General features: G+C 58.6%; 21 protein-coding genes and 1 pseudogene. 6 read left to right on the top strand and 16 right to left on the bottom strand.

Annotated features, from left to right (window positions below; translation table 11 throughout):
- Window positions 1-199: 199 nt before the first annotated feature.
- Window positions 200-1576: a signal recognition particle protein gene (ffh, locus tag EQV96_RS07470; protein ID WP_095001250.1), complete on the bottom strand. Its 1377-nt coding sequence runs from the start codon at window positions 1574-1576 to the stop codon at window positions 200-202.
- Window positions 1577-1784: 208 nt separating this feature from the next.
- On the opposite strand from ffh, the gene ccsA reads away from it, so the two are divergent.
- The 3 genes and pseudogenes from ccsA to EQV96_RS07455 all read left to right on the top strand — a co-directional run bounded on the left by ccsA (window position 1785) and on the right by EQV96_RS07455 (window position 5062).
- Window positions 1785-2597 carry a cytochrome c biogenesis protein CcsA gene (ccsA, locus tag EQV96_RS07465; protein ID WP_095001249.1) on the top strand — a complete coding sequence of 271 codons (813 nt, stop codon included), beginning with the start codon at window positions 1785-1787 and terminating at the stop codon, window positions 2595-2597.
- Between the two features lie 195 nt (window positions 2598-2792).
- Window positions 2793-3488, top strand: a pseudogene (locus EQV96_RS07460) (transporter associated domain-containing protein); the annotation flags it as partial.
- 257 nt (window positions 3489-3745) lie between these two features.
- On the top strand, window positions 3746-5062 hold the full coding sequence (locus EQV96_RS07455; protein ID WP_095024902.1) for an MFS transporter: 1317 nt from the start codon (window positions 3746-3748) through the stop codon (window positions 5060-5062).
- Window positions 5063-5170: 108 nt separating this feature from the next.
- Here the strand turns inward: EQV96_RS07455 and purT are convergent, their stop codons facing one another.
- The 5 genes from purT to EQV96_RS07430 all read right to left on the bottom strand — a co-directional run bounded on the left by purT (window position 5171) and on the right by EQV96_RS07430 (window position 8451).
- Complete coding sequence (gene purT / locus EQV96_RS07450) at window positions 5171-6352, bottom strand: formate-dependent phosphoribosylglycinamide formyltransferase (protein WP_133144293.1); 1182 nt, start codon at window positions 6350-6352, stop codon at window positions 5171-5173.
- 86 nt (window positions 6353-6438) lie between these two features.
- Complete coding sequence (locus EQV96_RS07445) at window positions 6439-6900, bottom strand: VUT family protein (RefSeq protein WP_095018202.1); 462 nt, start codon at window positions 6898-6900, stop codon at window positions 6439-6441.
- Between the two features lie 177 nt (window positions 6901-7077).
- Window positions 7078-7287, bottom strand: coding sequence for a DUF1289 domain-containing protein (locus EQV96_RS07440; protein WP_016781908.1), 210 nt, complete (start codon window positions 7285-7287; stop codon window positions 7078-7080).
- On the bottom strand, window positions 7284-7808 hold the full coding sequence (locus EQV96_RS07435) for a gamma carbonic anhydrase family protein (RefSeq protein WP_095001245.1): 525 nt from the start codon (window positions 7806-7808) through the stop codon (window positions 7284-7286). The genes EQV96_RS07440 and EQV96_RS07435 overlap by 4 nt, the downstream gene beginning before the upstream one ends.
- A gap of 40 nt (window positions 7809-7848) precedes the next feature.
- Window positions 7849-8451 (bottom strand): CoA pyrophosphatase, encoded by a 603-nt coding sequence (locus tag EQV96_RS07430; RefSeq protein ID WP_095001244.1) that lies wholly within the window; start codon window positions 8449-8451, stop codon window positions 7849-7851.
- A gap of 145 nt (window positions 8452-8596) precedes the next feature.
- Between EQV96_RS07430 and EQV96_RS07425 the strand changes: the two genes are divergently transcribed.
- Together EQV96_RS07425 and EQV96_RS07420 are read left to right on the top strand one after the other, a co-directional pair.
- Window positions 8597-9154, top strand: a complete 558-nt coding sequence (locus EQV96_RS07425; protein ID WP_240881682.1) for an NUDIX hydrolase — start codon at window positions 8597-8599, stop codon at window positions 9152-9154.
- A gap of 35 nt (window positions 9155-9189) precedes the next feature.
- Window positions 9190-9756, top strand: coding sequence for a L,D-transpeptidase family protein (locus tag EQV96_RS07420; protein ID WP_095001242.1), 567 nt, complete (start codon window positions 9190-9192; stop codon window positions 9754-9756).
- Window positions 9757-9828: 72 nt separating this feature from the next.
- Here the strand turns inward: EQV96_RS07420 and EQV96_RS07415 are convergent, their stop codons facing one another.
- Window positions 9829-10140, bottom strand: coding sequence for a YqfO family protein (locus tag EQV96_RS07415; RefSeq protein WP_095001241.1), 312 nt, complete (start codon window positions 10138-10140; stop codon window positions 9829-9831).
- A 4-nt stretch (window positions 10141-10144) separates the two neighbouring features.
- Window positions 10145-14041 carry a phosphoribosylformylglycinamidine synthase gene (gene purL, locus EQV96_RS07410; RefSeq protein ID WP_095018204.1) on the bottom strand — a complete coding sequence of 1299 codons (3897 nt, stop codon included), beginning with the start codon at window positions 14039-14041 and terminating at the stop codon, window positions 10145-10147.
- 285 nt (window positions 14042-14326) lie between these two features.
- Between purL and mltF the strand changes: the two genes are divergently transcribed.
- On the top strand, window positions 14327-15784 hold the full coding sequence (gene mltF, locus EQV96_RS07405) for a membrane-bound lytic murein transglycosylase MltF (RefSeq protein ID WP_095001239.1): 1458 nt from the start codon (window positions 14327-14329) through the stop codon (window positions 15782-15784).
- Window positions 15785-15871: 87 nt separating this feature from the next.
- On the opposite strand, the gene pdxJ is transcribed toward mltF, so the two are convergent.
- The 8 genes from pdxJ to lptF all read right to left on the bottom strand — a co-directional run bounded on the left by pdxJ (window position 15872) and on the right by lptF (window position 24317).
- On the bottom strand, window positions 15872-16615 hold the full coding sequence (gene pdxJ / locus EQV96_RS07400) for a pyridoxine 5'-phosphate synthase (protein ID WP_095001238.1): 744 nt from the start codon (window positions 16613-16615) through the stop codon (window positions 15872-15874).
- A 51-nt stretch (window positions 16616-16666) separates the two neighbouring features.
- Window positions 16667-17356 (bottom strand): DNA repair protein RecO, encoded by a 690-nt coding sequence (gene recO / locus EQV96_RS07395; RefSeq protein WP_240881680.1) that lies wholly within the window; start codon window positions 17354-17356, stop codon window positions 16667-16669.
- Window positions 17357-17520: 164 nt separating this feature from the next.
- Window positions 17521-18423, bottom strand: a complete 903-nt coding sequence (gene era, locus EQV96_RS07390; protein WP_095001236.1) for a GTPase Era — start codon at window positions 18421-18423, stop codon at window positions 17521-17523.
- Window positions 18416-19105 carry a ribonuclease III gene (gene rnc, locus EQV96_RS07385; RefSeq protein ID WP_095001235.1) on the bottom strand — a complete coding sequence of 230 codons (690 nt, stop codon included), beginning with the start codon at window positions 19103-19105 and terminating at the stop codon, window positions 18416-18418. Before rnc ends, era begins: the two co-directional genes overlap by 8 nt.
- Before the next feature lie 218 nt (window positions 19106-19323).
- Window positions 19324-20178: a signal peptidase I gene (gene lepB / locus EQV96_RS07380; protein ID WP_095001234.1), complete on the bottom strand. Its 855-nt coding sequence runs from the start codon at window positions 20176-20178 to the stop codon at window positions 19324-19326.
- A 5-nt stretch (window positions 20179-20183) separates the two neighbouring features.
- Entirely contained in the window at window positions 20184-21983 is a 1800-nt protein-coding gene (lepA, locus tag EQV96_RS07375) for a translation elongation factor 4 (RefSeq protein WP_095001233.1), read from the bottom strand.
- Window positions 21984-22144: 161 nt separating this feature from the next.
- Window positions 22145-23206, bottom strand: a complete 1062-nt coding sequence (gene lptG / locus EQV96_RS07370; protein WP_095001232.1) for an LPS export ABC transporter permease LptG — start codon at window positions 23204-23206, stop codon at window positions 22145-22147.
- Window positions 23199-24317, bottom strand: a complete 1119-nt coding sequence (lptF, locus tag EQV96_RS07365; protein ID WP_095001231.1) for an LPS export ABC transporter permease LptF — start codon at window positions 24315-24317, stop codon at window positions 23199-23201. The genes lptG and lptF overlap by 8 nt, the downstream gene beginning before the upstream one ends.
- Between the last annotated feature and the right edge of the window lie 227 nt (window positions 24318-24544).

The raw sequence follows: 24544 nt of genomic DNA, 5'->3' as shown, positions 1-24544 counted from the left end.
ATAGGTGCCCGAAAGGCCGCATATTCTAAGGAATATCCGGACTTTTGCAAATGTCTTTTTCTGGCGCCTATCGGCATGCCGTACAGACTTGCAACTAGGTCACCACGAATGGTGACAGGTCAGCTCCCGCACAGTGCGGGTTTGCCGGGTGTCTCGCATTGCTGCGAGTTGCCCGGACGCAAGCGTCCGGGCGGGTAAATTACATTTTTGGCATGCCGCCGCCGGGCATCATCGAGCCCATGCCGCGCATCATTTTCGCCATCCCACCTTTGGTGGAGAATTTTTTCATCATCTTTTGCATCTGCTTGTGCTGCTTGATCAAGCGGCCGATGTCCTGCACCTGAGTGCCGGAGCCCATGGCAATCCGGCGTTTGCGCGAACCGCTGATCAGCTCAGGGTCGCGGCGCTCGGCCGGGGTCATGGAGTTGATGATGGCTTCCATCTGCTTGAACTGTTTCTCAGCTGCGCCCTGGGCATTGCCCATTTGCGCCAGATTGACACCACCCATGTTCGGCAGTTTATCCATGAGGCCGCCAAGGCCACCCATGTTCTTCATCTGTTGCAGCTGGTCACGGAAGTCTTCGAGATCGAAGCCTTTGCCTTTTTTAAGCTTTTTAGCCAGTTTGTCGGCTTTGTCTTTATCGAGGGTCTGTTCGGCCTGCTCGATCAAGCTGAGCACGTCGCCCATGCCGAGGATGCGCGAAGCGATACGATCCGGGTGGAACGGCTCGAGCGCATCGCTCTTCTCACCCATACCGATGAACTTGATCGGCTTGCCGGTAATGGCTCGCACGGACAACGCCGCACCACCCCGGGCATCACCGTCGACCTTGGTCAGGATCACCCCGGTCAGCGGCAATGCATCACCGAACGCCTTGGCGGTGTTGGCCGCATCCTGGCCAGTCATGGCGTCGACGACAAACAGGGTTTCTGCCGGCTTGACGGCCGCGTGCAGCTCCTGGATCTCGGTCATCATCTCGGCATCGATATGCAGGCGACCTGCGGTATCGAGGATGACCACGTCGATGAACTTCAGCTTGGCTTCCGCAATGGCGGCGCGAGCGATGTCTACCGGCTTCTGGCTAAGGTCGGACGGGAAGAAGGTTACACCGACTTCATTGGCCAGGGTTTCGAGCTGTTTGATCGCAGCCGGACGATAAACGTCGGCCGAGACCACCATCACAGTTTTCTTTTTGCGCTCTTTAAGGAAGCGCGCCAGCTTGCCGGCAGTCGTGGTTTTACCAGCGCCCTGCAAACCGGCCATCAATACAACGGCTGGCGGCGTGACATTAAGGACCAGGTCCTCGTTGGCAGCGCCCATCAGGCTTTCAAGTTCAGCCTGAACAATTTTTACAAACGCCTGGCCCGGCGTCAGGCTGCGCGACACTTCAGTGCCGACAGCGCGCTCTTTGACCGCAGCGACGAAGTCTTTGACCACTGGCAAAGCCACGTCGGCTTCCAGCAACGCCATGCGTACTTCACGCAGGGTGTCTTTGATATTGTCTTCGGTCAGCTTGGCCTTGCCGGTGACATGGCGCAGCGTCTGCGAAAGACGGTCGGTTAAATTTTCAAACATGCGCGATCCTTTCAGGCCCAAAGTAGACCGGGGTTATTGCGGCCCAGCCCGTGTAAAACTGATGCTCGGCGAGCCTGCGGCGTGGGCAGGTCGCGGATTATAGCGAAGACTGGCCGTGTCCGACACCATGCCGTCGGCTTATGTGGTCTTTCGTGCACAGGCGGTTGTATGCCAAACTCAGTCCTTTCGGGCTTGCCTAACAGGATTTATGCTCCCCTTGTCACCCAGTTTGCTACCCAGCCTCGCCGCCGCCTGCTTGTATGCCGCTGCGACCTTCTATCAGGGCTCTTGTCTGCGCCAGGGCGCAAAGGCAAACAAACGCCTGTTGGTGACGCTCGGCATTCTTGCCGTACTCGCCCACGCCGCCAGCCTGTTCACCCACCTGATGACGCCTGCAGGCCTTGAACTGGACTTCTTCAGTGCAGCCAGCCTGATTGCCGTGGCCGTGATTACCGTGACCCTGGCGGCCTGCGCCCGCATACCGGTCGAGAACCTGCTGCTGCTTTTATACCCGCTGGGCATGCTGACAGTACTGCTGTCCGAATTCGCCCCGCCCGGCACGGTTCAGGTCATTAATGAAGAGCCAGGCATACTCGCGCATATCCTGCTGTCGATTCTGGCCTATGGCATGTTCACCATTGCGGTGTTCCAGGCGCTGTTGCTGTCGCTGCAGAACTATCAGCTCAAGCACAAGCATCCCAAGGGCCTGATCAAGAACTTCCCGCCACTGCAAACCATGGAAAGCCTGCTGTTCGGCTTTCTCTGGGCCGGCTGGTCGCTGCTTTCGCTGTCCCTGGTTTCCGGTTGGCTGTTTCTGGGCAACCTGTTCGCCCAGCACCTGGTGCACAAGACCCTGCTGGCCTGCCTGGCCTGGATCGTATTCAGCGTGTTGCTGTGGGGCCGTCACCACCTCGGCTGGCGCGGTCACAAGGCCATCCGCTGGACCTTTGCCGGTTTTTGCCTGCTGATGCTGGCCTACTTTGGCAGCAAGCTGGTTCGTGAATACATTCTGCATATCTGACGGGCGATAATTATGGATAGCTTGCCCCCTGGGCCGATTCTGACAATTTCGGCACTATTGATCGCAGGAGCCGCTGTATTTATCGGCTTTATACTGGGCAAAAGCAGTGCCCGCGCCAGGCGCACCAACGCCCAGCAGCTGCGAGAGGAGGCTCCCCAGCAACAGGACGAGCAGCCCAACAGCCGCCCGGCCCTGCTATCAGGCATCCATGCGCTGGACAACATCACGGTCAACGATATCCTGATCCCGCGCAACGAAGTCGAAGGCTTGAACCTCGACGACCCGATCGAAGACCTGATTGAGCAGTTGCGCCAGACCTCGCGCACACGCCTGCCGGTGTTTCACAACGACATCAACCAGGTCGAAGCCATCCTCAACACCCGCCACATCCAGCACATGCTGCCCGACGCCAGCCTGACCAAAGAAGCACTGCTGGCCGTTTGCCACGAACCTTACTTCATCCCCGAAAGCACCCCGCTGCAACTGCAACTGCTTAACTTCCACAAGCAGCAGCGCCGCCTGGGCGTGGTGGTCGATGAATACGGCGAAGTGCTTGGCATCGTGACGCTTGAGGACATCCTCGAAGAGATCGTCGGCGAGTTCGAAGACGAGCAGAATATCGATAACCCCCATATCGACCCCCTGCCCGACGGCCGTTATGTTGTCGATGGTGCAGCCTCCATTCGCGAGCTGAACAAGGCCCTGGGCTGGCACCTGCCCTGCGACGGCCCGAAAACCCTCAATGGCCTGGTCACCGAAGCGCTGGAAACCATCCCCGAGACCACCGTGTGCCTGAAAATCGGCGGCTATCGCCTGGAGATCCTCCAGACCGAAGAAAACCGCGTCAGCCGCGTACTGATCTGGCACAACAGCGTCAAGCCCGCGGTTTAATCGCCGCGCAAGGTCTTGTTACATTTGAGCGGGCCTCCCTATAATCATCATCGCTTACCCAAGCCTCGCCAACACGCGTGTTACCCGCACCCAGCGCTGTCGGCGCGTTGTATGACGCAGTACCTGCGTACGTTCCCATCCTGAACTGCGCTTGCACCCTGTTATCCCTCAGGGCCAACGACCATAAAAATTGCTCGCCATGTCGCACCGCCAAAGCGGACATCGGCACAGGGCTCATAACTGTCAGGGATATACGCATGACCTCCAGCACAACCTATAGCGAAGCTACGCCCGACAAGCCGGCCAACTCCGCCACCCGCGTCGCCACGGCCAGCTTTATTGGCACGGCCATCGAGTTCTACGACTTTTATGTGTATGCCACCGCCGCTGCACTGGTGATAGGCCCGGTATTTTTTCCGCAGACATCCGGTACCGCACAAATGCTGTCGGCGTTTCTGACCTTCGGCATCGCCTTTCTCGCCCGCCCGCTGGGCTCATTCCTGTTTGGCCACTTCGGTGACCGCATCGGACGCAAATCCACCCTGGTGGCCTCACTGCTACTGATGGGCGTGTGCACCACATTGATCGGGGTGCTGCCGGGCTACGCCACAATCGGCGCCTGGGCCCCGATCCTGCTGTGCGTGCTGCGCTTCGGCCAGGGCCTGGGGCTGGGTGGCGAATGGGGCGGCGCGGCATTGCTGGCCACCGAGAACGCCCCCAAGGGCAAGCGCGCCTGGTATGGCATGTTTCCGCAACTGGGGCCTTCGATCGGTTTTCTGGCGGCCAATGGCCTGTTTCTGATTCTGGCCATGAGCCTGAGCGATGAGCAGTTCCGCTCCTGGGGCTGGCGCATCCCCTTCCTGCTTAGCGCAGCGCTGGTGATGGTGGGTCTGTATGTACGCCTGAAGCTGGAAGAGACACCGGTGTTTGCCAAGGCCGTAGCACAGCACGAGCGGGTGAAAATGCCCATCGTCGAACTCTTCAGCCAATACTGGGCACCGATGCTGCTGGGCGCCGCTTCGATGGTGGTGTGTTACGCACTGTTCTATATCTCGACAGTGTTTTCCCTGAGCTATGGCGTCGCCACCCTGGGCTATACCCGCGAAACCTTCCTCGGCCTGCTGTGTTTTGCCGTGCTGTTCATGGCGGCGGCCACACCTCTGTCGGCCTGGGCCAGTGACCGTTATGGACGCAAGCCGGTGCTGATAGTCGGTGGCGTGCTGGCGATCTTGTCAGGTTTTCTGATGGAGCCTCTGCTCACCCACGGCACCACCTGGGGTGTGGCGCTGTTCCTGTGCATCGAGCTGTTTTTGATGGGCGTGACCTTTGCCCCGATGGGTGCCCTGCTCCCTGAACTGTTCCCGACCCGCGTGCGCTATACCGGCGCGTCGGCGGCTTACAATCTGGGTGGCATTGTCGGAGCTTCCGCTGCACCTTTTTTTGCGCAAAAGCTGGTGAGCATGGGGGGGTTGAGCTGGGTAGGCGGGTACGTGTCGGGCGCAGCGATTCTCAGCCTGATTGCCGTGCTGTGCCTGAAGGAAACGAGAGAGGCTGACCTGAACAAGGTGGCTTGAAGAAACACTTAACCTGTGGGAGCGGGCTAGCTCGCGATTGCAACGCCTCGGTACATCAGATGTACCGGGGCAATTGAATCGCGAGCTAGCCCGCTCCCACAATGGTTTTTACAGCTCTACAACTACTGCCTTGGCCGCGCGGGTCGCTTTGGCGCGAGCTGCTTCAATCGACTCATCGCGAGCCAGGGCCACGCCCATGCGACGCTGGCCGTTGACCTCTGGCTTGCCGAACAGGCGCAATGCGGTGTCCGGTTCGCTCAGGGCAGCACCCAGGTTGGCGAATGCAGTCTGGGTCGACTGACCTTCTACCAGAATCACCGCCGAAGCCGATGGCCCGAACTGACGAATCAATGGAATCGGCAGGCCGAGAATGGCGCGAGCATGCAATGCGAACTGCGACAGATCCTGAGAAATCAATGTCACCAGGCCGGTATCGTGCGGGCGCGGCGACACTTCGCTGAACCACACCTGATCGCCCTTGATAAACAACTCAACGCCAAACAGACCACGACCACCCAGCGCTTCAGTAACAGCCTTGGCGACACGCTCGGACTCGGCCAGAGCAATCGGGCTCATGGCCTGTGGCTGCCAGGATTCCTGGTAATCGCCCTTCTCCTGTCGGTGACCAACCGGTGCGCAGAACGTGGTACCGCCAATATGGCGCACGGTCAGCAAAGTAATTTCGTAATCGAAGTCGATAAAGCCTTCGATAATGACCCGACCCTTGCCCGCACGACCGCCTTCCTGCGCGTAGTCCCACGCAGCCTTTACCTCCTCAGCACTGCGCAGCAGGCTCTGGCCCTTGCCTGACGAACTCATCACCGGCTTGACCACGCACGGGAAGCCCAGATCCAGCACGGCGGCGCTGTAGTCTTCAAAGGTGTCGGCAAAATGGTACGGCGAGGTTGGCAGGTCCAGCTCTTCGGCTGCCAGGCGACGAATGCCTTCGCGGTTCATGGTCAACGACGTGGCACGCGCCGTTGGAATAACGGTGAAACCTTCAGCTTCCAGCTCCACCAGGGTGGCGGTGGCGATGGCTTCGATTTCCGGAACGATAAAGTGCGGTTGTTCTGCTTCGATGACGGCACGCAGGGCGGCGCCGTCAAGCATGTTGATCACATGACTGCGATGGGCAACCTGCATGGCAGGTGCATTGGCGTAGCGATCGACGGCGATCACTTCGACCCCCAGGCGCTGCAATTCGATGACAACTTCTTTGCCCAGCTCACCGCAGCCACACAACATGACGCGGGTCGCAGTGGGCGACAGTGGAGTTCCGATACGGGTCATTTCAGGTCCTCAAGGAAACAAAATCATCGAAGGCACTGACCAAGCCAGCGCCTGCAGGGGGATACAAAGGCCGGCATTTTACATGACTAGACCGAGGCTTTGCGCAAACGCCAGGCCATTGCCAGCCATACGCAGGTGACGCCGGCGAATTTCGAGGCCATGGCGGTAATGATCACGCCAGGGGTGAAGGCATCGATCATGCCGAAGAAGATAAAGGTGTCGATCGGGATGCTCAGCGCAGAGCTGATCCACAAGCGGTCATGCAAAGGCCGCTTGGTGATGCTGAAGACCAGCCAGTCGATGCACTCGGACACGGCGAAGGCAGTGGCGCTGGCCAGTGCAATGGAAGGATCGGAGGTGACGTACGACAACACCAGGGCCGCCAGCATGGCCAGCAGGGCACCGTGACCGAATCGGGTTTGCACCATGTCGCGCAATACAAACACCAGGCCACCCCAGGCTGACCAGATTATGTCCAGGTGCGGCGCAGTGGAAAACGCGTAGTTGATCAGCACGACGCTGGCGATATAAGCGACAAGAAACAGCATGGCAGCGGGCGACACCTCTAAATAAGGCGCACAGGGTACTTGAGTCGCAGTCGATTTTGTACCCGCGACATCCCCCTGCGGGAGCGGGCTTGCTCACGATGATATCAGCGCAGTTTGCCTGACAGGTCGCGGCGCCTGCATCGCGAGCAAGCCCGCTCACACAATAAAGAAGCGTTTTCAGCTACCGGAACCCAACATCCACACCACACCACTGGCTTTGGCCCGCTCATGGCACAGCACTAGCACCTCGCGGCGCTCCGGGTTGGTCATGCGGCTCCAGCGGGTGATTTCCGCCACGGTACGCTGGCAGCCACTGCACACATCGTCGTCGTCCAGCGCGCAGATATTCACACAGGGCGAGGCGACCGGGCGCTCTGCTTCCGTCATTGTTCTTGCACCTGAAGGTCACGGGCATATCGCTGGCCGTTCTTGACGTAGTGGGCCGCGCTGGCTTCCAGCAATTTTTTCTGCTCATCCGTCAGGTCACGTACCACCTTGCCCGGCGACCCCATGACCAGCGAGCCGTCCGGAATTTCCTTACCTTCGCCAATCAACGAATTGGCGCCAATGATGCAGTGCTTGCCGATTTTCGCGCCATTGAGGATCACCGCATTGATACCGATCAGGCTGTAATCGCCCACCGTACAACCATGCAACATGGCGTTATGGCCAATGGTCACGCCGGTGCCAAGTGTGAGCGGATAGCCCATGTCGGTATGCATCACCGCGCCATCTTGCACATTGCTGTGCTTGCCGATCAGGATCAGTTCGTTATCGCCACGCAACACGGCGTTAAACCAAACACTGGCGCCCTCTTCCAGGCGCACCTTGCCGATCAGGGTGGCATTGGGTGCGGTCCAGCTTTCGGGATGGGTTTCGACGAACGAGTCGCCCAAGCGGTATTTCATGGGATGTCCTCAAGGCAGGCGTGGCCGTCTGCTGACGGCTCTAAATTGGAATGGAACGTTCAGGCGGGGTATGCAGGTTGATATTGACGTCGTCATAGAGCAGGTTCATCAGCTCCACGATCATGATTGCCGTCAGTCCCCAGATTTTATACACGCCAAAACGGTAGCTCGGCACGTACCAGCTACGGCCCTGGTAGTCGATGCGATGAGTGTGCTCACGCGGGTCCTGGCGGAAGAACTCCAGCGGCACGCTGAATACCGCAGCGATTTCGGCGTCATTGGCCAGATACTCAACGTAATCCGGGACCAGACCGACATAAGGCGTTACGCGAATACCGTGTAACGAGATCAAGGGGCTCAGCGGCCCGATCACCTCGACCAGCCCCGGCGGCAAGCCGATTTCTTCTTCGGCCTCACGCAGGGCGGTGAACACCAGGTCGGGGTCTTCCGGGTCGCGGCGACCGCCCGGAAAAGCCACTTCACCACCGTGGGTCGACAACCCGCTGGCACGCAGGGTGAGAATCAGCTCAGGCTCAGAACTGCGTGTGACCGGCAACAACACCGCAGCTTCCGGGTAATTCCGTTCTGTTTCCAGCGTCCGTGGGGTATAGCGGCTCACACGGCCAAGCAGCTCGTCCAGCATAGGTCATCTCGATCCGGCACTTATCGGGCATCATGCACCAAATCGCACCGGGCACCCAAGTCCTACAGTGTCGCAGCCCGCCAGACCACACTTGCCGCGAGCCCACCTCAGCCCCCAAGATAGACAACGAGCCAGAGACCACAGCATGAAATTTTGTAGCCAGTGCGGCCATTCCGTCAGCCAGCATATCCCGCAAGGCGATTCGCGCCTGCGCTATGTCTGCGACCACTGCCAGACCATTCATTATCAAAACCCCAATATTGTCGCCGGTTGCGTGCCCGTGTGGGGCACACAAGTGCTGCTGTGCCGTCGCGCCATCGAACCGCGCAAAGGCTACTGGACACTGCCCGCAGGCTTTATGGAGAACGGCGAGACGGTTGAAAACGCGGCCCGACGCGAAACCCTGGAGGAAGCCTGTGCCGTGGTTGAGAACCTGGCCATCTACACCCTGATCGATGTGCCGCATATCAATCAGGTGCATATTTTCTACCGCGCCGACCTGCTGGGCCCGAACTTCGCAGCCGGTGAAGAGAGCCTGGAAGTGCGCCTGCTCGAAGAAGTCGACATCCCTTGGTCAGAGCTGGCTTTCCGCACGGTCAGCCGTACCTTAGAATGCTTTTTCGCTGACCGCCCGGGCGCTCACTACCCCGTACGCAGCGAGGCTGTAGCACCGCTGGCCAGCCTGAAGACCGCCCAAAAATAATGCTGCTTGCCTTGTAACTCAGGAATGTTCCTCTAATGCGTTGGTTGCTCGCTGCTCTATGCCTGTCATTTGCCGTTACCTGCCAGGCCTCTGTTGTCATAACCGTAAACGGCAAACCCGTTGATAAAAACCAGGTCCTGAAACCCGCCCCTTCGTCGCTTCCGGTACGTCCCGGGCAGAATATCGACAAGGTGCTGGTCATCAAGTCTGCCCGCAAGCTGGAGCTGATCAGCAACGGCAAACCGGTCAAGACCTACCGCATCTCCCTGGGCAAACAACCCAAGGGCCCAAAAGTACGCGAAGGGGACAAACGCACTCCCGAGGGCATCTACTGGGTCGACTGGCGCAAAAAAAGCGACAAGTTCAACCTGGCGATGCACATCAACTACCCCAACATCAGCGACGCTGCCACGGCCCGGCGTGAAGGCCTGAACCCGGGCTCGATGATCATGATCCACGGCACCCCGGACAGCGAAGACAACCCCGAGGAACTGTTCCATACCCTGGACTGGACCGATGGGTGCATCGCGATGAAAAACCACGAAATGCGTGAAGTCTGGAACCTCGTTCCAGACGGCACCATGGTTGAAATCCGCCCATAGCCAGCTGTCATACGAGCAACAAAAAACCCGCTGACCGGTAACGGTTCAGCGGGTTTTTTATATGACTTGTGGCTAGAAATCAGCCAGTTGCCACACTTCGTACGCCGGGGTTTCATACGGGTGGCTGTGCTTGAGCGCAGCCACCACGGCCTGAATCAGATCATCGGCGACGACCAGCTCAACCTTCCACTCCCCCACATACTCGACCTGACCAGTTTGCCCGATGAACGGCTGGCTGCCGTCCAGCGCGCGAAACTGGCCCTGGCCCATGGTCTGCCAGGCGCAGTGGTCATAGCTGCCGATCCGTCCGCCACCGGCAGCGAATACGGCATCCTTGACCACGTCCACATGGCTCGGAGGAACGAAAAAGCTGAGCTTGTACATGCTCTTAATCTACCCACACACGAGCGTTACGGAACATGCGCAACCACGGCGCATCTTCGTTCCACTCTTCCGGGCGCCACGAGTTCTGCACGGCGCGGAATACCCGCTCCGGGTGCGGCATCATGATGGTCACACGGCCGTCACGGCTGGTCAGGCCGGTAATCCCGCGCGGCGAGCCGTTAGGGTTGGCCGGGTAGTTTTCCGTGACCTTGCCGTGGTTGTCGACGAAGCGCAGCGCCACCGAACCGGACAGGTCCGCTTGCAGCATGGCTTCTTCGCTGGCGAACTCGGCATGACCTTCACCATGAGCAATGGCGATCGGCATTCGCGAACCGGCCATGCCCTGCAGGAAGATCGAGTTCGACTCCTGAACCTGAACCATCGCCACACGGGCTTCGAACTGCTCGGAACGGTTGCGCACAAAGTGTGGCCACAGCTCGCTGCCAGGGATCAGTTCGCTCAGGTTGGACATCATCTGGCAACCGTTGCACACACCCAGGGAGAAGCTGTCAGTGCGCTCGAAGAAGCTCTGGAACGCATCGCGGGCACGGGCATTGAACAGCGCCGACTTGGCCCAGCCTTCACCGGCACCCAGTACGTCGCCGTAGGAGAAACCACCGCAGGCAACCAGACCTTTGAACTCGTTCAGGTCGACACGGCCGGCCAGAATATCGCTCATGTGTACGTCGATTGCATTGAAACCGGCACGGTCAAACGCCGCGGCCATTTCAACCTGACCGTTGACGCCCTGCTCACGCAGGACAGCCACTTGCGGACGAATGCCTTTCTTGATGTACGGCGCGCTGATATTGGCGTTGACGTCAAAGCTCAACTGGGCAGTCAGGCCCGGGTTGTCTTCTTCGAGCAGCACGTCGAACTCTTGCTGTGCGCAGTCCGCGTTGTCACGCATACGCTGGATCTGGAAGCTGGTTTCAGCCCACTGGCGCTGCAACTCGCCACGCTGACCGACAAACACTTTTTCATCGTTGAAGGTGATGGTGACTTCGCTGTTGTTCAGCGGCTGGCCGATCACGTCGACACACTCGCCCAGGCCTGCAGCGCTGAACTGTGCAAGCACATCAGCAGTCGCGTCCTGACGCACCTGAATCACGGCGCCCAGTTCTTCGTTGAACAGGATGGCCGGGAGCTGGCTGGCGCTGTCTGCGAGGCAATCCAGGGTCAGGTTCAGACCGCAGTGGCCGGCAAAGGCCATTTCCATCACGCTGGTCAGCAAACCACCGTCGGAACGGTCATGGTAAGCCAGCAGGTGACCATCGGCATTCAGGCCCTGGATCACCGCGAAGAAAGCCTTGAGGTCTTCTGCGTCATCAACGTCAGGGGCCTGCTTGCCCAGCTTGCCGTAGGTCTGGGCCAGGATCGAGGCGCCCATGCGGTTCTGGCCACGGCCCAGGTCGATCAGGATCAGATCGGTCAGGCCTTTGTCCATGCGCAGTACCGGGGTCAGGGTCTGGCGAACGTCGAGCACCGGGGCAAAACCGGTCACAACCAGCGACAGCGGCGAGGTCACGGTTTTGTCCGTGCCCTCTTCGCTCCAGCGGGTTTGCATCGACATCGAGTCCTTGCCCACCGGAATGGTGATGCCCAGCTCAGGGCACAGCTCCATGCCGACAGCCTTGACGGTGTCGTACAAGCGGGCGTCTTCACCCGGGTGGCCTGCAGCGGACATCCAGTTGGCTGACAGCTTGATGTCGCTGATCTTGCCAATGCGCGAAGCCGCGATATTGGTCAGGGTCTCACCAATTGCCATGCGGCCCGATGCCGGAGCATCCAGCAGTGCCAGCGGCGTACGCTCGCCCATGGCCATGGCTTCACCGGTGTACACGTCGAAGCTGGTTGCGGTGACAGCAACGTCAGCCACAGGAACCTGCCACGGCCCGACCATCTGATCGCGGGCAACCAGACCGGTGATGGTGCGGTCGCCGATGGTGATCAGGAAGCTTTTGCTGGCCACGGCCGGGTGATGCAGAACGCGCTCGACGCACTCGCCGATGCTCAGCTGTGCCGGGTCGAAATCATCGCCCAACTCTTCTTCGCGAACAGCCGAACGGTGCATGCGCGGCGCCTTGCCCAGCAACACTTCCAGTGGCATGTCCACCGGGTTGTTGCCGAAGTGGCTGTCGGTCACGGTCAGTTGCGGCTCGGCAGTGGCTTCACCGACGACGGCAAACGGGCAACGCTCGCGTTCGCAGATCGCCTGGAAGCGCTCGAAATCTTCGACGCCCACCGCCAGAACATAACGTTCCTGGGATTCGTTGCTCCAGATTTCGTGCGGGGCCATGCCCGGCTCGTCGTTTGGAATGTTGCGCAGTTCGAAACGGCCACCACGGTCGCCGTCGTTCACCAGCTCAGGGAATGCGTTGGACAAACCGCCAGCACCCACATCGTGGATAAAGCTGATCGGGTTCTTGTCACCCAGCTGCCAGCAGCGGTCGATCACTTCCTGGCAACGACGCTCCATTTCCGGGTTTTCGCGCTGTACCGAAGCGAAGTCCAGGTCAGCCGAGCTTGCGCCGGTGGCCATAGAGGATGCTGCACCGCCACCCAGGCCGATCAGCATGGCCGGACCGCCCAGCACGATGAGCTTGGAGCCCACGGTGATTTCGGCTTTCTGCACGTGTTCGGCGCGGATGTTGCCCATGCCGCCGGCCAACATGATCGGCTTGTGGTAACCACGCACTTCTTCGCCACGGGGGGTGGTGATGGACTGCTCGAACGTACGGAAGTAACCGGTCAGGGCAGGACGACCGAATTCATTGTTGAATGCAGCACCGCCCAGCGGGCCTTCGATCATGATGTCCAGCGCGGTAACAATGCGCTCAGGCTTGCCGTACGGCACTTCCCACGGTTGTACAAAGCCCGGGATCTGCAGGTTGGACACGGTGAAACCGGTCAGGCCGGCCTTTGGCTTGGCACCACGACCGGTTGCACCTTCGTCACGGATCTCACCACCGGAGCCTGTCGCTGCACCCGGGAACGGGGCAATGGCGGTCGGGTGGTTGTGGGTTTCTACCTTCATCAGGATGTGCACTGGCTCCTGCACCGCACCGTACTGGCGGGTTTCGGGATCCGGGAAGAAACGCCCGGCAACACTGCCGACGATAACCGACGCGTTGTCTTTATAAGCAGACAGAACGCCTTCGCTGTGCATCACGTAGGTGTTCTTGATCATGCCAAACAGGCTCTTGTCCTGGCTTTGGCCGTCGATGTCCCAGCTGGCGTTGAAGATCTTGTGGCGGCAATGTTCGGAGTTGGCCTGGGCAAACATCATCAATTCGATGTCGTGCGGGTTGCGACCCAGACCGTTGAAGGCATTGACCAGATAATCGATTTCGTCTTCGGCCAGGGCAAGGCCCAGCTCGACGTTGGCTTTTTCCAGCGCGGCACGACCGCCACCCAGTACGTCAATCGCGGTCAGCGGCTTTGGCTCGGCGTGGCTGAACAAGCCTGCAGCCTGCTCCAGAGCGCCCAGCACGATTTGCGTCATGCGGTCATGCAATACAGCGCCGATCAGTTCGGCATCCGCATCGCTGAACTGGCCAGCTACATAGAATGCAATGCCGCGTTCCAGGCGCTGGATTTTAGCCAGGCCACAGTTACGGGCAATGTCGCTGGCCTTGCTCGACCAGGGAGAGATGGTGCCAAACCGCGGCAACACCAGGAACAGTCGGCCGCTCGGCTCTTGGACCGGCACGCTTGGGCCGTACTTCAGGAGACGAGCCAGTACCTGCTGTTCATCGCTGGTCAGCTCACCGGTGGTATCGGCAAAGTGGGCGAATTCAGCATACAAACCAGTGACAGACGGAACCTTGAGGCTCAGTTGTGCAAGGAGTTTGCTGTGGCGAAAGGCAGAAAGGGCAGGAGCGCCGCGCAGGATCAACATCTTCGGGACAGCCTCGGGAGGGGTATGCTTTGAGGCCGGGCATTCTAGCCTAAACCGTTCGCCACGGCACCCGAAACGGCACACCTGAAGCGCACCAGACGTCGCGAATCGACCAAAGCCTTATTCTTTATAGCTATCAGCCGCTTAACGGATGCTCGATTATGATCTTTAAACAGAGCTCTACCCCCCATTTTACAAGGGTTTGAGCGATTTTCGCGGTCAATATCAGAATGACTGGAAATTGTCGAGATATGGCACCCGTGCTGCTTTGCGTATACTGCGCGGATGTTTTCTCTAACTGATATCCGCCCGCGCTGCGCCAAATGGCTGCTCGCAACCGGACTCTTCCTGATGCTCAGTGCCTGCGTTGAAAAACCCAGCACCCTGGAGCGCGTAAAGGAGGATGGGGTACTGCGGGTGATTACCCGCAACAGCCCTGCGACCTACTTTGAGGATCGCAATGGTGAAACCGGCTTTGAATACGAGTTGGTGAAGCGTTTTGCCGACGATCTTGGGGTTGAGCTCAAAATCGAGACCGCGGACAACCTGGATGAACTGTTCAATCAACTGGGCCAGCCTGACGGCCCGGTTCTGGCTGCTGCCGGACTGGTCAGCAGCGAGAAACGCCTGCAACAAGCCAGATTTTCCCACCCGTACCTCGAAGTCACGCCACAGATCATCTACCGCAACGGCCAGTCCCGCCCCACCTCTGCTGCGGATCTGGCCGGCAAGCGCATCACGGTCCTCAAAGGCAGCTCCCACGCAGAGCAACTGGCCGAACTGAAAAAACAGTATCCCGGAATCGAGTACGACGAATCCGACGCGGTCGAAGTCGTCGATTTGCTGCGCATGGTCGATGAAGGCCAGATCGACCTCACGCTGGTCGACTCCAACGAAGTGGCGATGAACCAGGTGTACTTCCCCAACGTGCGCGTCGCCTTTGACCTGGGCGATGCACGCAGTCAGCGCTGGGCAGTGGCGGCCGGTGAAGACAACAGCCTGCTCAACGAGATCAACGCCTATCTGGACAAGGTCGAAAAGAACGGCACCCTGCAACGCCTTAAAGACCGCTACTACGGGCATGTCGATGTCCTTGGCTACGTTGGCGCGTACACCTTCGCCCAGCACCTGCAACAGCGCTTGCCCAAGTACGAAAAGTTCTTCAAGGAAGCGGCCAAAAAAGAACAGATCGACTGGCGCCTGCTGGCAGCCATGGGTTATCAGGAATCTTTATGGCAACCCGCCGTCACCTCAAAAACAGGTGTGCGCGGCCTGATGATGCTGACCCAGAACACGGCTCAAGCGATGGGCGTGTCCAACCGCCTGGATGCCAAGCAAAGCATCATGGGCGGCGCCAAATACCTCGCATTGATCAAGAGCGAGCTGGACGATGATATTCAGGAACCGGATCGCACCTGGTTCGCACTGGCTGCCTACAACGTCGGTGGCGGTCATCTGGAAGACGCACGCAAGCTGGCCAAGAAAGAAGGCCTGAACCCGAACAAGTGGCTTGATGTAAAGAAAATGCTGCCTCGCCTTGCGCAGAAGCAGTGGTACAGCAAAACCCGCTATGGCTACGCCCGTGGCGGCGAGCCAGTACATTTTGTGGCCAACATCCGTCGTTACTACGACATCTTGACCTGGGCCACGCAGCCACAGCTCGAAGGTGATCAGGCGGCCGACAGCAAGCTGCATATCCCCGGCATCGACAAGACCAAGCCCAAAGAAGAGCCGCAGTTGTAGAACACAATTCTGTGGGAGCGAGCCTGCTCGCGAATGAGCTTCGCGAGCAGGCTCGCTCCCACAATTGAATGATCCCCGTAGCCGTTTTTAAACCTTGGCCGCAGCCACAATCAGCGCTTTCATTTCAGCCACTGCCGACTTGAAGCCCACGAACAATGCATGCGCCACCAGCGCATGGCCAATGTTCAATTCATTGATGCCCTTGATCGCGGCTACCGCTTCCACGTTGTGGTAATGCAGACCGTGGCCAGCATTGACGATCAGCCCTTGAGCCAGGCCAAACGCAACGCCATCGGCGACACGCTGCAACTCTTCGGCGACTTCGGTCGGGGTCTGGGCATCGGCATAGCGTCCGGTGTGCAGTTCGATTGCCGGTGCGCCTACGCGCCTGGACGCTTCGATCTGACGCTCATCGGCGTCAATAAACAGCGACACTTCACAGCCAATCTTGCTCAGCCGCTCGACAGCTGCCTTGATCCGCGCTTCCTGCCCGGCAACATCCAGACCGCCTTCGGTGGTCAGTTCCTGACGGGTTTCAGGCACCAGGCAGATATGCGCCGGGCGAATGCGCTCGGCAAACAGCATCATCTCTTCGGTAACGCCCATTTCGAAGTTCATGCGCGTTTGCAGGACATCCTTGAGCAGCAACACATCGCGTTCCTGGATATGTCGACGATCTTCGCGCAAGTGCACGGTAATGCCGTCGGCGCCCGCCTCTTCTGCATCCAGCGCTGCCTTGACCGGATCAGGGTAACGGGTGCCGCGAGCCTGACGCAGCGTGGCTACGTGGTCGATGTTCACGCCGAGAAGAATGCGATTGCTTTGGGTCACGGGGGGCTCTCCTGAAGAGTTGACGATTCGGCGCACAGCATACCGGTCTATTCAGGGCTTGCGAAACAACTCACGACTGGCCAGCGGTTTACCAGCCAAATGCACGGCCAATGCCTGACGCATCAGGCGCTTGGCGGCGGACAAGGCTCCGGGCACGGTCCAGTCAGCCTCGGCCATTGCGTGCAGTTCGGTGCCATGAAACAGACCGGGCTGCACCAGATAAATCCGTTCAAGCCCGGCATCTACCTGCAAACGGTACATGCCATCGCTGGCCACCGGTTCGCCTTGAATGTCCCGGGTCAACGAAAAGCCATAGCCCAGATCGTCCAGCAGGCGCCATTCGAACGCTCGCAGCAGAGGTTCGAGCGCGCGTCCTTGCGCAAGCGCCATCAGCGTCGCGGCATAGTGGTCGAAGACCGCCGGATGCGGGTCTTCGGCTGGCAACAGCCTGATCAGCAGCTCATTGAGATAGAGGCCGCTGAACAGCGCTTCGCCATTGAGCCAGGTGGCAATCCCGGCACTCTCCATGCGTCCGACGTTTTTCAGCTCGCCACGGCCGCGAAATTCGATTTCCAGCGGCACAAAAGGCCGGGCCAGCGTCCCCGCCTTGCCCCGCGCACTGCGCAGCACGGCCCGCAGGCGCCCTTGAGGCGTGATGAAATCCACCAGGGCACTGGTTTCACGATAGGGGCGACTGTGCAGGACGTAGGCGAGTTGGGGGGCCGGGGGTTTACTGGACATGGAAGTCAGCTATCTCAAAAGGCAAACACTGCCAGGAAGAACAGCATAAAACTAATGTGGGAGCGGGCTTGCTCGCGATAGCAGCAACTCGGCCTGTCTGAAGTTCCGAGTTGATGCTATCGCGAGCAAGCCCGCTCCCACAGGGGGGGGGTGTAATGCTGTGCTTACAGGTCGCCGTAGCCCAGCGAACGCAGGGCGCGCTCGTCGTCGGACCAGCCACCTTTCACTTTAACCCAAAGGTTAAGCATGATCTTGGAGTCGAACAGCAGCTCCATATCCTTGCGCGCTTCGGTACCGATACGCTTGATACGCTCGCCCTTGTCGCCAATGATGATTTTTTTCTGACCATCACGCTCAACCAGAATCAAGGCATGGATATGCAGGGTTTTGCCCTGCTGCTTGAACTCTTCGATCTCGACGGTGATCTGGTACGGCAGCTCGGCACCCATCTGGCGCATGATCTTTTCACGTACCAGTTCGGCGGCCAGGAAGCGGCTGCTGCGATCGGTGATCTGGTCTTCCGGGAAGAAGTGCTCGTTTTCCGGCAGGTGATCGGCAATCACGCGCTCAAGGGCTTCAAGGTTGTGCCCGTGCTGAGCCGAGATCGGGATGATCTGGGCGTTCGGCAGTTGCTCCTGAAGCCAGCTCAGGTGCGGCATCAGCTCGGCCTTGTCTTCGATACGGTCGGTCTTGTTCAACGCCACGATCAGCGGGCCGGTTACGTACTGCACGCGCTCCAGCACCATCTGGTCTTCGTCGGTCCACTTGGTGCGGTCAACAACGAAGATCACCACATCGACGTCTTTCAACGCAGCCGAAGCGGTTTTGTTCATATAGCGGTTCAGGGCCTTTTCGCCGCCCTTGTGCATGCCCGGGGTATCCACGTAGACCGCTTGCACGTTGCCTTCGGTCTTGATGCCCAGCATGTTGTGGCGGGTGGTCTGAGGCTTGCGCGAGGTGATCGCCAGCTTTTGACCCAGGATATGGTTCAGCAGTGTGGATTTACCCACGTTTGGACGACCAACAATGGCAACGTAGCCACAGCGAGTTGCGGTTGAATCAGTCATGACCATTCTCCACGCCAAGGGCAATCAGTGCTGCGGCGGCCGCTACCTGTTCGGCAATACGACGGCTCACGCCCTGTCCCCGGCTTTTTTCATTCAATAAGGCAATCTCGCACTCGACAAAGAAGGTGCGGCAATGCGGTTCGCCCTGGATATCCACCACTTCGTAACGTGGCAGGTCGCAGGCACGCGACTGCAAGAACTCTTGCAGGCGGGTCTTTGGATCTTTGTTGGTGTCGACCAGGGTCAGCGTCTCGAACTCGCTGGCCAGCCAGGCCAGTACGCGGTCGCGAGCGACATCCATGCCGGCGTCCAGGTAAATGGCGCCGATCAGCGCCTCAAGGGCATCGGCCAGGATCGATTCACGGCGAAATCCGCCGCTTTTCAGTTCACCGGAACCCAGGCGCAGGTACTCGCCCAGCTCAAAGCCGCGGGCCAGTACTGCTAGGGTCTCACCCTTTACCAGCCGCGCACGCAAGCGTGACAACTGGCCTTCACGCGCCAGCGGGAAACGGTCAAACAAGGCTTCGCCGGCAACAAAATTGAGAATGGCATCCCCCAGGAACTCAAGGCGCTCGTTATTGCGCCCCGCGAAACTGCGGTGTGTCAGGGCCAGAACCATCAGTTCCTGGTCTTTGAAGGTGTAGCCGAGCTGACGCTCTAAACGTTCTAAAGAAAAACTCACGATTTACCCACGCTGAGTTCGTGGCCGAATGTCACCACCGGACCGATATTAGGGATCAGTGATGCTCGTTTATCGCATAGCAAATGGACAGGGAACAGGCTGTTCGCCGCCGTCACACTTAACGCTTTGTTCAAATCCACATCCTGAATACTCAGGCGCGCGACTTGTTTCGCACACCTGAAAAGCAATCGGCGCTGTTATAAACAGCGCCGTTCTGGCTACTTGATCAGACCAACCCGCGAGAAGTTCGGCAGGTTGCTCGCCTTGGGTTCCGGCCAGCTCATCCAAACAGCGAAGGCCTTGCCGACAATATTCTTGTCGGGAACCATGCCCAGCTCGTCTTTGGGAATGTTCGGATCATCCCAGTAACGGCTGTCGTTCGAATTGTCACGGTTGTCACCCATCATGAAGTAATGCCCGGCCGGAACCGTCCACTCCTTGTCAGGCGGCGCACGATAGCGGCTCATTTCCTTGCGGATCATGTGCTCGACTTCGCCCAGCTTCTCTTTGTACAACTCGGCACTGCCCAGGGTTCCAGGCTCGGCCTTGACCAGTTGCTCGGCAACCAGTTGGTCGTTGACATAAAGATGCTTGTCGCTGGTATAGCGGATCTTGTCGCCCGGCAGGCCAACTACACGCTTGATGTAGTTGACTGTCGGATCGCTTGGGTAGCGAAACACCATCACATCGCCCCGCTTCGGATCACCCACTTCGATGATTTTCGTGTCGAGTACCGGCAAGCGGATCCCGTACGAAAACTTGTTCACCAAAATGAAATCGCCCACATCCAGGGTCGGTTTCATCGAGCCGGACGGAATCTGGAACGGCTCAACCAGAAACGAACGCAACACCAGCACGATAAACAACACGGGAAAGAACGACTTGCCGTATTCAACCAGCAGCGGCTCCTTGTTGAGCTTTTCGACTACCTGCATATCAACCGGCGTAACGCTGGCTTGATAGTTGGCAATGGCCTTGCGCCGGCGCGGAGCCAGGAAGACCAAATCGAGCAGCGCCAGCAAACCGCACACGGCAACAGCAATGACCAGCAACAGCGGGAAATTTAGTGACATAGGACCTAGCTATCCAAACGGAGCACTGCAAGGAAGGCTTCTTGTGGAATTTCCACGTTGCCCACTTGCTTCATGCGTTTTTTACCGGCCTTTTGCTTTTCCAACAGCTTGCGCTTACGGCTAACGTCACCACCGTAGCATTTGGCCAGTACGTTCTTTCTGAGTGCCTTGACGGAGGTCCGTGCAATGATCTGCCCGCCAATGGCGGCCTGGATCGCGACGTCGAACATCTGGCGCGGAATCAGTTCTTTCATCTTCTCGGTCAACTGGCGACCTTTGTAGTGCGCGTTTTCCTTGTGCACGATCAGGGCCAGCGCATCTACCTTGTCACCGTTGATCAGTACATCGAGCTTGACCAGATTAGCTGACTGGTAACGATCGAAGTGGTAATCAAGCGAAGCATAGCCGCGACTGGTGGATTTGAGACGGTCGAAGAAGTCCAGAACCACTTCGTTCATCGGCAAATCGTAGGTCACTTGTACCTGGGTACCCAGGAACAACATGTCGTGCTGCACGCCACGTTTTTCAATGCACAGGGTAATGACGTTACCCAGGTGCTCCTGAGGCACAAGAATGTTGGCACGCACGATTGGCTCGCGCATGTCTTCAATCATTGAAAGATCTGGCAGCTTGGACGGGTTATCGACGTAAATCGTTTCACCGGTCTTGAGCAGCAGTTCGAAAATTACGGTTGGCGCAGTGGTGATCAGGTCCAGGTTGTACTCGCGCTCCAGGCGCTCCTGAATGATCTCCATGTGCAGCATGCCCAGGAAGCCGCAACGGAAGCCGAAGCCCAGTGCGTCAGAGCTTTCTGGCGTGTATTGCAGCGAAGAGTCGTTCAGCGTCAGTTTTTGCAACGCATCACGGAAGTCTTCGAAGTCATCGGAGCTAACCGGGAACAGGCCCGCGTATACCTGAGGCTGAATACGCTTGAAACCGGGCAGTACATCAACATCCGGAGTCGTGCTCAAGGTCAGGGTATCGCCCACTGGCGCACCGTGAATGTCCTTGATACCGGCGATGATGAAACCTACTTCACCGGCTTTCAGGTCTGCAGTGGCGGTGTGTTTCGGGTTGAATACACCAACGCTGTCCACCAGGTGGATCTTGCCGGTGGATTTGACCAGAATCTTGTCGCCCTTTTTCACGCGGCCGTGGCGCACGCGAACCAGGGACACAACGCCCAGGTAGTTATCGAACCAGGAGTCGATGATCAACGCTTGCAGCGGATCTTCGATATTGCCGGTCGGCGCAGGAATGGTGTGTACCAGGCGCTCAAGCACCTCGTCCACGCCCAGGCCGGTCTTGGCACTGCAGGTCACGGCATCAGTGGCGTCGATGCCAATGATTTTTTCGATTTCTTCCTTAACGCGATCAGGATCAGCCTGTGGCAGGTCGATCTTGTTCAGCACCGGCATGACTTCCAGGCCCTGCTCAATCGCGGTGTAGCAGTTGGCTACGGACTGGGCTTCTACACCCTGCCCCGCATCGACCACCAGCAACGCACCTTCACAGGCCGCCAGGGAACGGCTAACTTCGTAGGTGAAGTCAACGTGGCCCGGGGTATCAATGAAGTTCAACTGGTAGGTATTACCGTCTTTGGCCGTGTAATACAAGGTGACGCTGTGGGCCTTGATGGTGATCCCGCGCTCACGCTCGAGGTCCATGGAGTCCAGTACCTGGGCCTCCATTTCGCGGGCAGTCAGGCCACCGCACATCTGGATGAAACGATCGGCCAGCGTCGACTTGCCATGGTCAATGTGGGCGATGATGGAGAAATTGCGGATATGACTCAGATCACTCACGGGTCAACACTCAAAAAAGTCGCAGGCAGACTGCCCGCCGAAAAATAGCCGGGAATTGTACCTGAACATCGCGCCAAGCGTCACGTTCACAGGCCAATGGGCACCTACAAAAAAGCCCCTATCGAGAGATAGAGGCTCTTGATTGGCTCAATGAGCGCTACTCAACCCGCTCGACGTAACAGCCAGATACCGGCCACGGCACAAATGGAAGCCGGCAGCAGCACCGCAAACAGCGGCGAGAAGCCGAACACCAGGCTCAAAGGCCCCAGCAGGTCCTGGGCGATCTTGAAGGTAAACCCTACCAGCACCCCGGTAAAAACCCGCTGCCCCAGCGTAACAGAGCGCAACGGGCCGAAGATGAAAGATATGGCCATCAATACCAGCGCGGCAGTCACCAGCGGCTGCAACACCTTGACCCAAAAAGCCAGCCAGTAACGGCCGTTGTTCAGGCCCTGATCCTTGAGGTAGTGGATATAGTTCCACAACCCGGAAATCGACAGCGATTCGGGCGCCATGACCACGGTATTGAGCAGTTGCGGGCTCAACGACACGTCCCATTTTTCTTCAGGCGCCTTGACTACCTCAGTGCTGTCGCCATGAAAAAGAGTGGTGCTCACATCACTCAACTGCCAGTCGCCCTGGTGGTACTGGGCCTTTTTGGCAAAGCTTGCCGACTGCATCTGATGGTCTTTGTCGAAGCGATAACGGGTCACACCGTAAAGCAGGCCATCGGGCTGAACGGCGTTGATATGGATAAACTCATCACCCTGGCGGTGCCACAAGCCATGCTTGGAGCTTTGCGAGTCGCCACCGCCCTGGGCCAGCGCGCGGTTGGCCTGGGCAATGTTTTCCGTGGCAGGCACTACATATTCGCCAATCAGCACCCCTGCAACCATCAGCACCAGCATCGGCTTCATCACGGCCCAGACGATGCGCCCAAGGGACACACCTGCGGCACGCATGATGGTCAGCTCACTGTTGCTGGCCAGGCCGCCCAAACCGATCAAGCAGCCAATCAACGCTGCCATCGGCAACATTTCATACAGGCGTCGGGGCGCAGTCAGCATGACAAAACTGAACACATCCAGAACGGTGTAGGTGCTGCTGAGACTGCGCATCTCGTCGATCACGGCAAACAGCAGGGCCAGCCCGAGGATGATCCCCAACACGGCCAGAATCGCCAACAACACACTGCTACCAATGTAGCGGTCGAGCTTAACCACGGGCCATCTCCTCGGCACTACGGCGACTTGCCAGTTTCAAGCGCAGCGGCTCCCAGTACATCAACCCCAGGCCAATGATCAGGAACAGCCCATGCACCCACCACAGGCCCAGCGCCATCGGGGTCTTGCCATCCTGAAGAAGCCCCTTGCCCCAGGTCAGCATGCTCAGGTAGCTCATATAAAGAAGAATCGCCGGCAACAACTTGAGGAAGCGCCCCTGACGCGGATTGACCCGCGACAACGGCACTGCGATCAAGGTCACGATAAAGACCAGCACGGGGAAGGCAATCCGCCAATGCAGCTCGGCAACCACACGAGGATCCGTGCTGCCGAGAAGGCTTGCGGTAGGGATCGCATCGCGGTCTGTCACTTCATTGCTGACTTCCGGCTTGGGCAGCAGCACACCATAGGTATCGTACTTGATTGCCCGATAATCGGCCTGCCCAGGGTTGCCGTCATAGCGATAGCCATTGTTCAGCACCAGCCAGCGACTGCCGTCAGGACGCACTTCCTGATGACCCTTCTCGGCCAGCAGCACGGAAATACTGCGATCCTTGGCCTCTTCTCCGAGTTTCTTCTGCGAAATGAATACGCCGGACAAGAGGCTGCGGTCATTGCTCAATTCTTCGGTGTAGGTCACCCGTGTACCGTCACTCAGCGACTGGAAGCGCCCGGCCTCCAGGGTGTCGAATTCGGTCAGGGCATCCTGCTTGTTGAGCAGCAGCTGAAATTCATTGTTGCCCTGCGGGGCCAGGCTCAGACTGAGCCAGGCCACGATCAGCGCGACCAGCGCAGCCGGTGCCATGGTCATGGCCAGCAACCGCTGACGACTCATGCCGGTGGCCGACAGCACGGTCATTTCGCTCTCAAGGTACAAGCGACCATAAGAGAGAAGAATGCCCAGGAACAGCCCCAGAGGCAGGATCAGCTGCATGAAGCCCGGCAGGCGAAAGCCCATGATCAGGAACAACGAACCCGGGTCCAGGGCGCCCGAGGCGGCCTGGGCCAGATATTTGATGAAGCGACCGCTCATGATGATGACCAGCAGCACAGCACTGACAGCGCTCAATGTAAGCAGGACTTCGCGGGACAGATAACGGAAGACGATCAAACCAGACACTCCAGGGTCGTCAGGCTAAGGCGGCCAAACAAACAGCATAACGAGTCGGCACATACCTCATCATAGATGAGATGGGCCGTCTAAAAAGATGGCGCATTATCCTGTGAATGCCCTCCCCTGTCACTGCACAGTCTTGAAAGTGGCAACTTGGCCCTAAACCGGGGTTGTCAGGCTCCTCCGACGGGGTTCAAACTGCCCGCCTTGACGCCAGCCTTGAT

Source organism: Pseudomonas sp. TMW22080, assembly GCF_022496745.1.
Classification (GTDB): domain Bacteria; phylum Pseudomonadota; class Gammaproteobacteria; order Pseudomonadales; family Pseudomonadaceae; genus Aquipseudomonas; species Aquipseudomonas bubulae.
This window is presented reverse-complemented; position numbering and strand designations above follow the sequence as displayed.

What these genes read in the sequence shown, in the direction of transcription:
- ccsA (WP_095001249.1), top strand. Translation starts at nt 1,785, where the DNA reads ATGCTCCCCTTGTCACCCAGTTTGCTACCCAGCCTCGCCGCCGCCTGC.
- era (WP_095001236.1), bottom strand. Translation starts at nt 18,423, where the DNA reads ATGACTGATTCAACCGCAACTCGCTGTGGCTACGTTGCCATTGTTGGT.
- mltF (WP_095001239.1), top strand. Translation starts at nt 14,327, where the DNA reads ATGTTTTCTCTAACTGATATCCGCCCGCGCTGCGCCAAATGGCTGCTC.
- recO (WP_240881680.1), bottom strand. Translation starts at nt 17,356, where the DNA reads ATGTCCAGTAAACCCCCGGCCCCCCAACTCGCCTACGTCCTGCACAGT.
- EQV96_RS07435 (WP_095001245.1), bottom strand. Translation starts at nt 7,808, where the DNA reads ATGAAATACCGCTTGGGCGACTCGTTCGTCGAAACCCATCCCGAAAGC.
- lepB (WP_095001234.1), bottom strand. Translation starts at nt 20,178, where the DNA reads ATGTCACTAAATTTCCCGCTGTTGCTGGTCATTGCTGTTGCCGTGTGC.
- EQV96_RS07440 (WP_016781908.1), bottom strand. Translation starts at nt 7,287, where the DNA reads ATGACGGAAGCAGAGCGCCCGGTCGCCTCGCCCTGTGTGAATATCTGC.
- EQV96_RS07430 (WP_095001244.1), bottom strand. Translation starts at nt 8,451, where the DNA reads ATGCTGGACGAGCTGCTTGGCCGTGTGAGCCGCTATACCCCACGGACG.
- EQV96_RS07420 (WP_095001242.1), top strand. Translation starts at nt 9,190, where the DNA reads ATGCGTTGGTTGCTCGCTGCTCTATGCCTGTCATTTGCCGTTACCTGC.
- EQV96_RS07445 (WP_095018202.1), bottom strand. Translation starts at nt 6,900, where the DNA reads ATGCTGTTTCTTGTCGCTTATATCGCCAGCGTCGTGCTGATCAACTAC.
- EQV96_RS07455 (WP_095024902.1), top strand. Translation starts at nt 3,746, where the DNA reads ATGACCTCCAGCACAACCTATAGCGAAGCTACGCCCGACAAGCCGGCC.
- purL (WP_095018204.1), bottom strand. Translation starts at nt 14,041, where the DNA reads ATGTTGATCCTGCGCGGCGCTCCTGCCCTTTCTGCCTTTCGCCACAGC.
- ffh (WP_095001250.1), bottom strand. Translation starts at nt 1,576, where the DNA reads ATGTTTGAAAATTTAACCGACCGTCTTTCGCAGACGCTGCGCCATGTC.
- EQV96_RS07425 (WP_240881682.1), top strand. Translation starts at nt 8,597, where the DNA reads ATGAAATTTTGTAGCCAGTGCGGCCATTCCGTCAGCCAGCATATCCCG.
- purT (WP_133144293.1), bottom strand. Translation starts at nt 6,352, where the DNA reads ATGACCCGTATCGGAACTCCACTGTCGCCCACTGCGACCCGCGTCATG.
- EQV96_RS07415 (WP_095001241.1), bottom strand. Translation starts at nt 10,140, where the DNA reads ATGTACAAGCTCAGCTTTTTCGTTCCTCCGAGCCATGTGGACGTGGTC.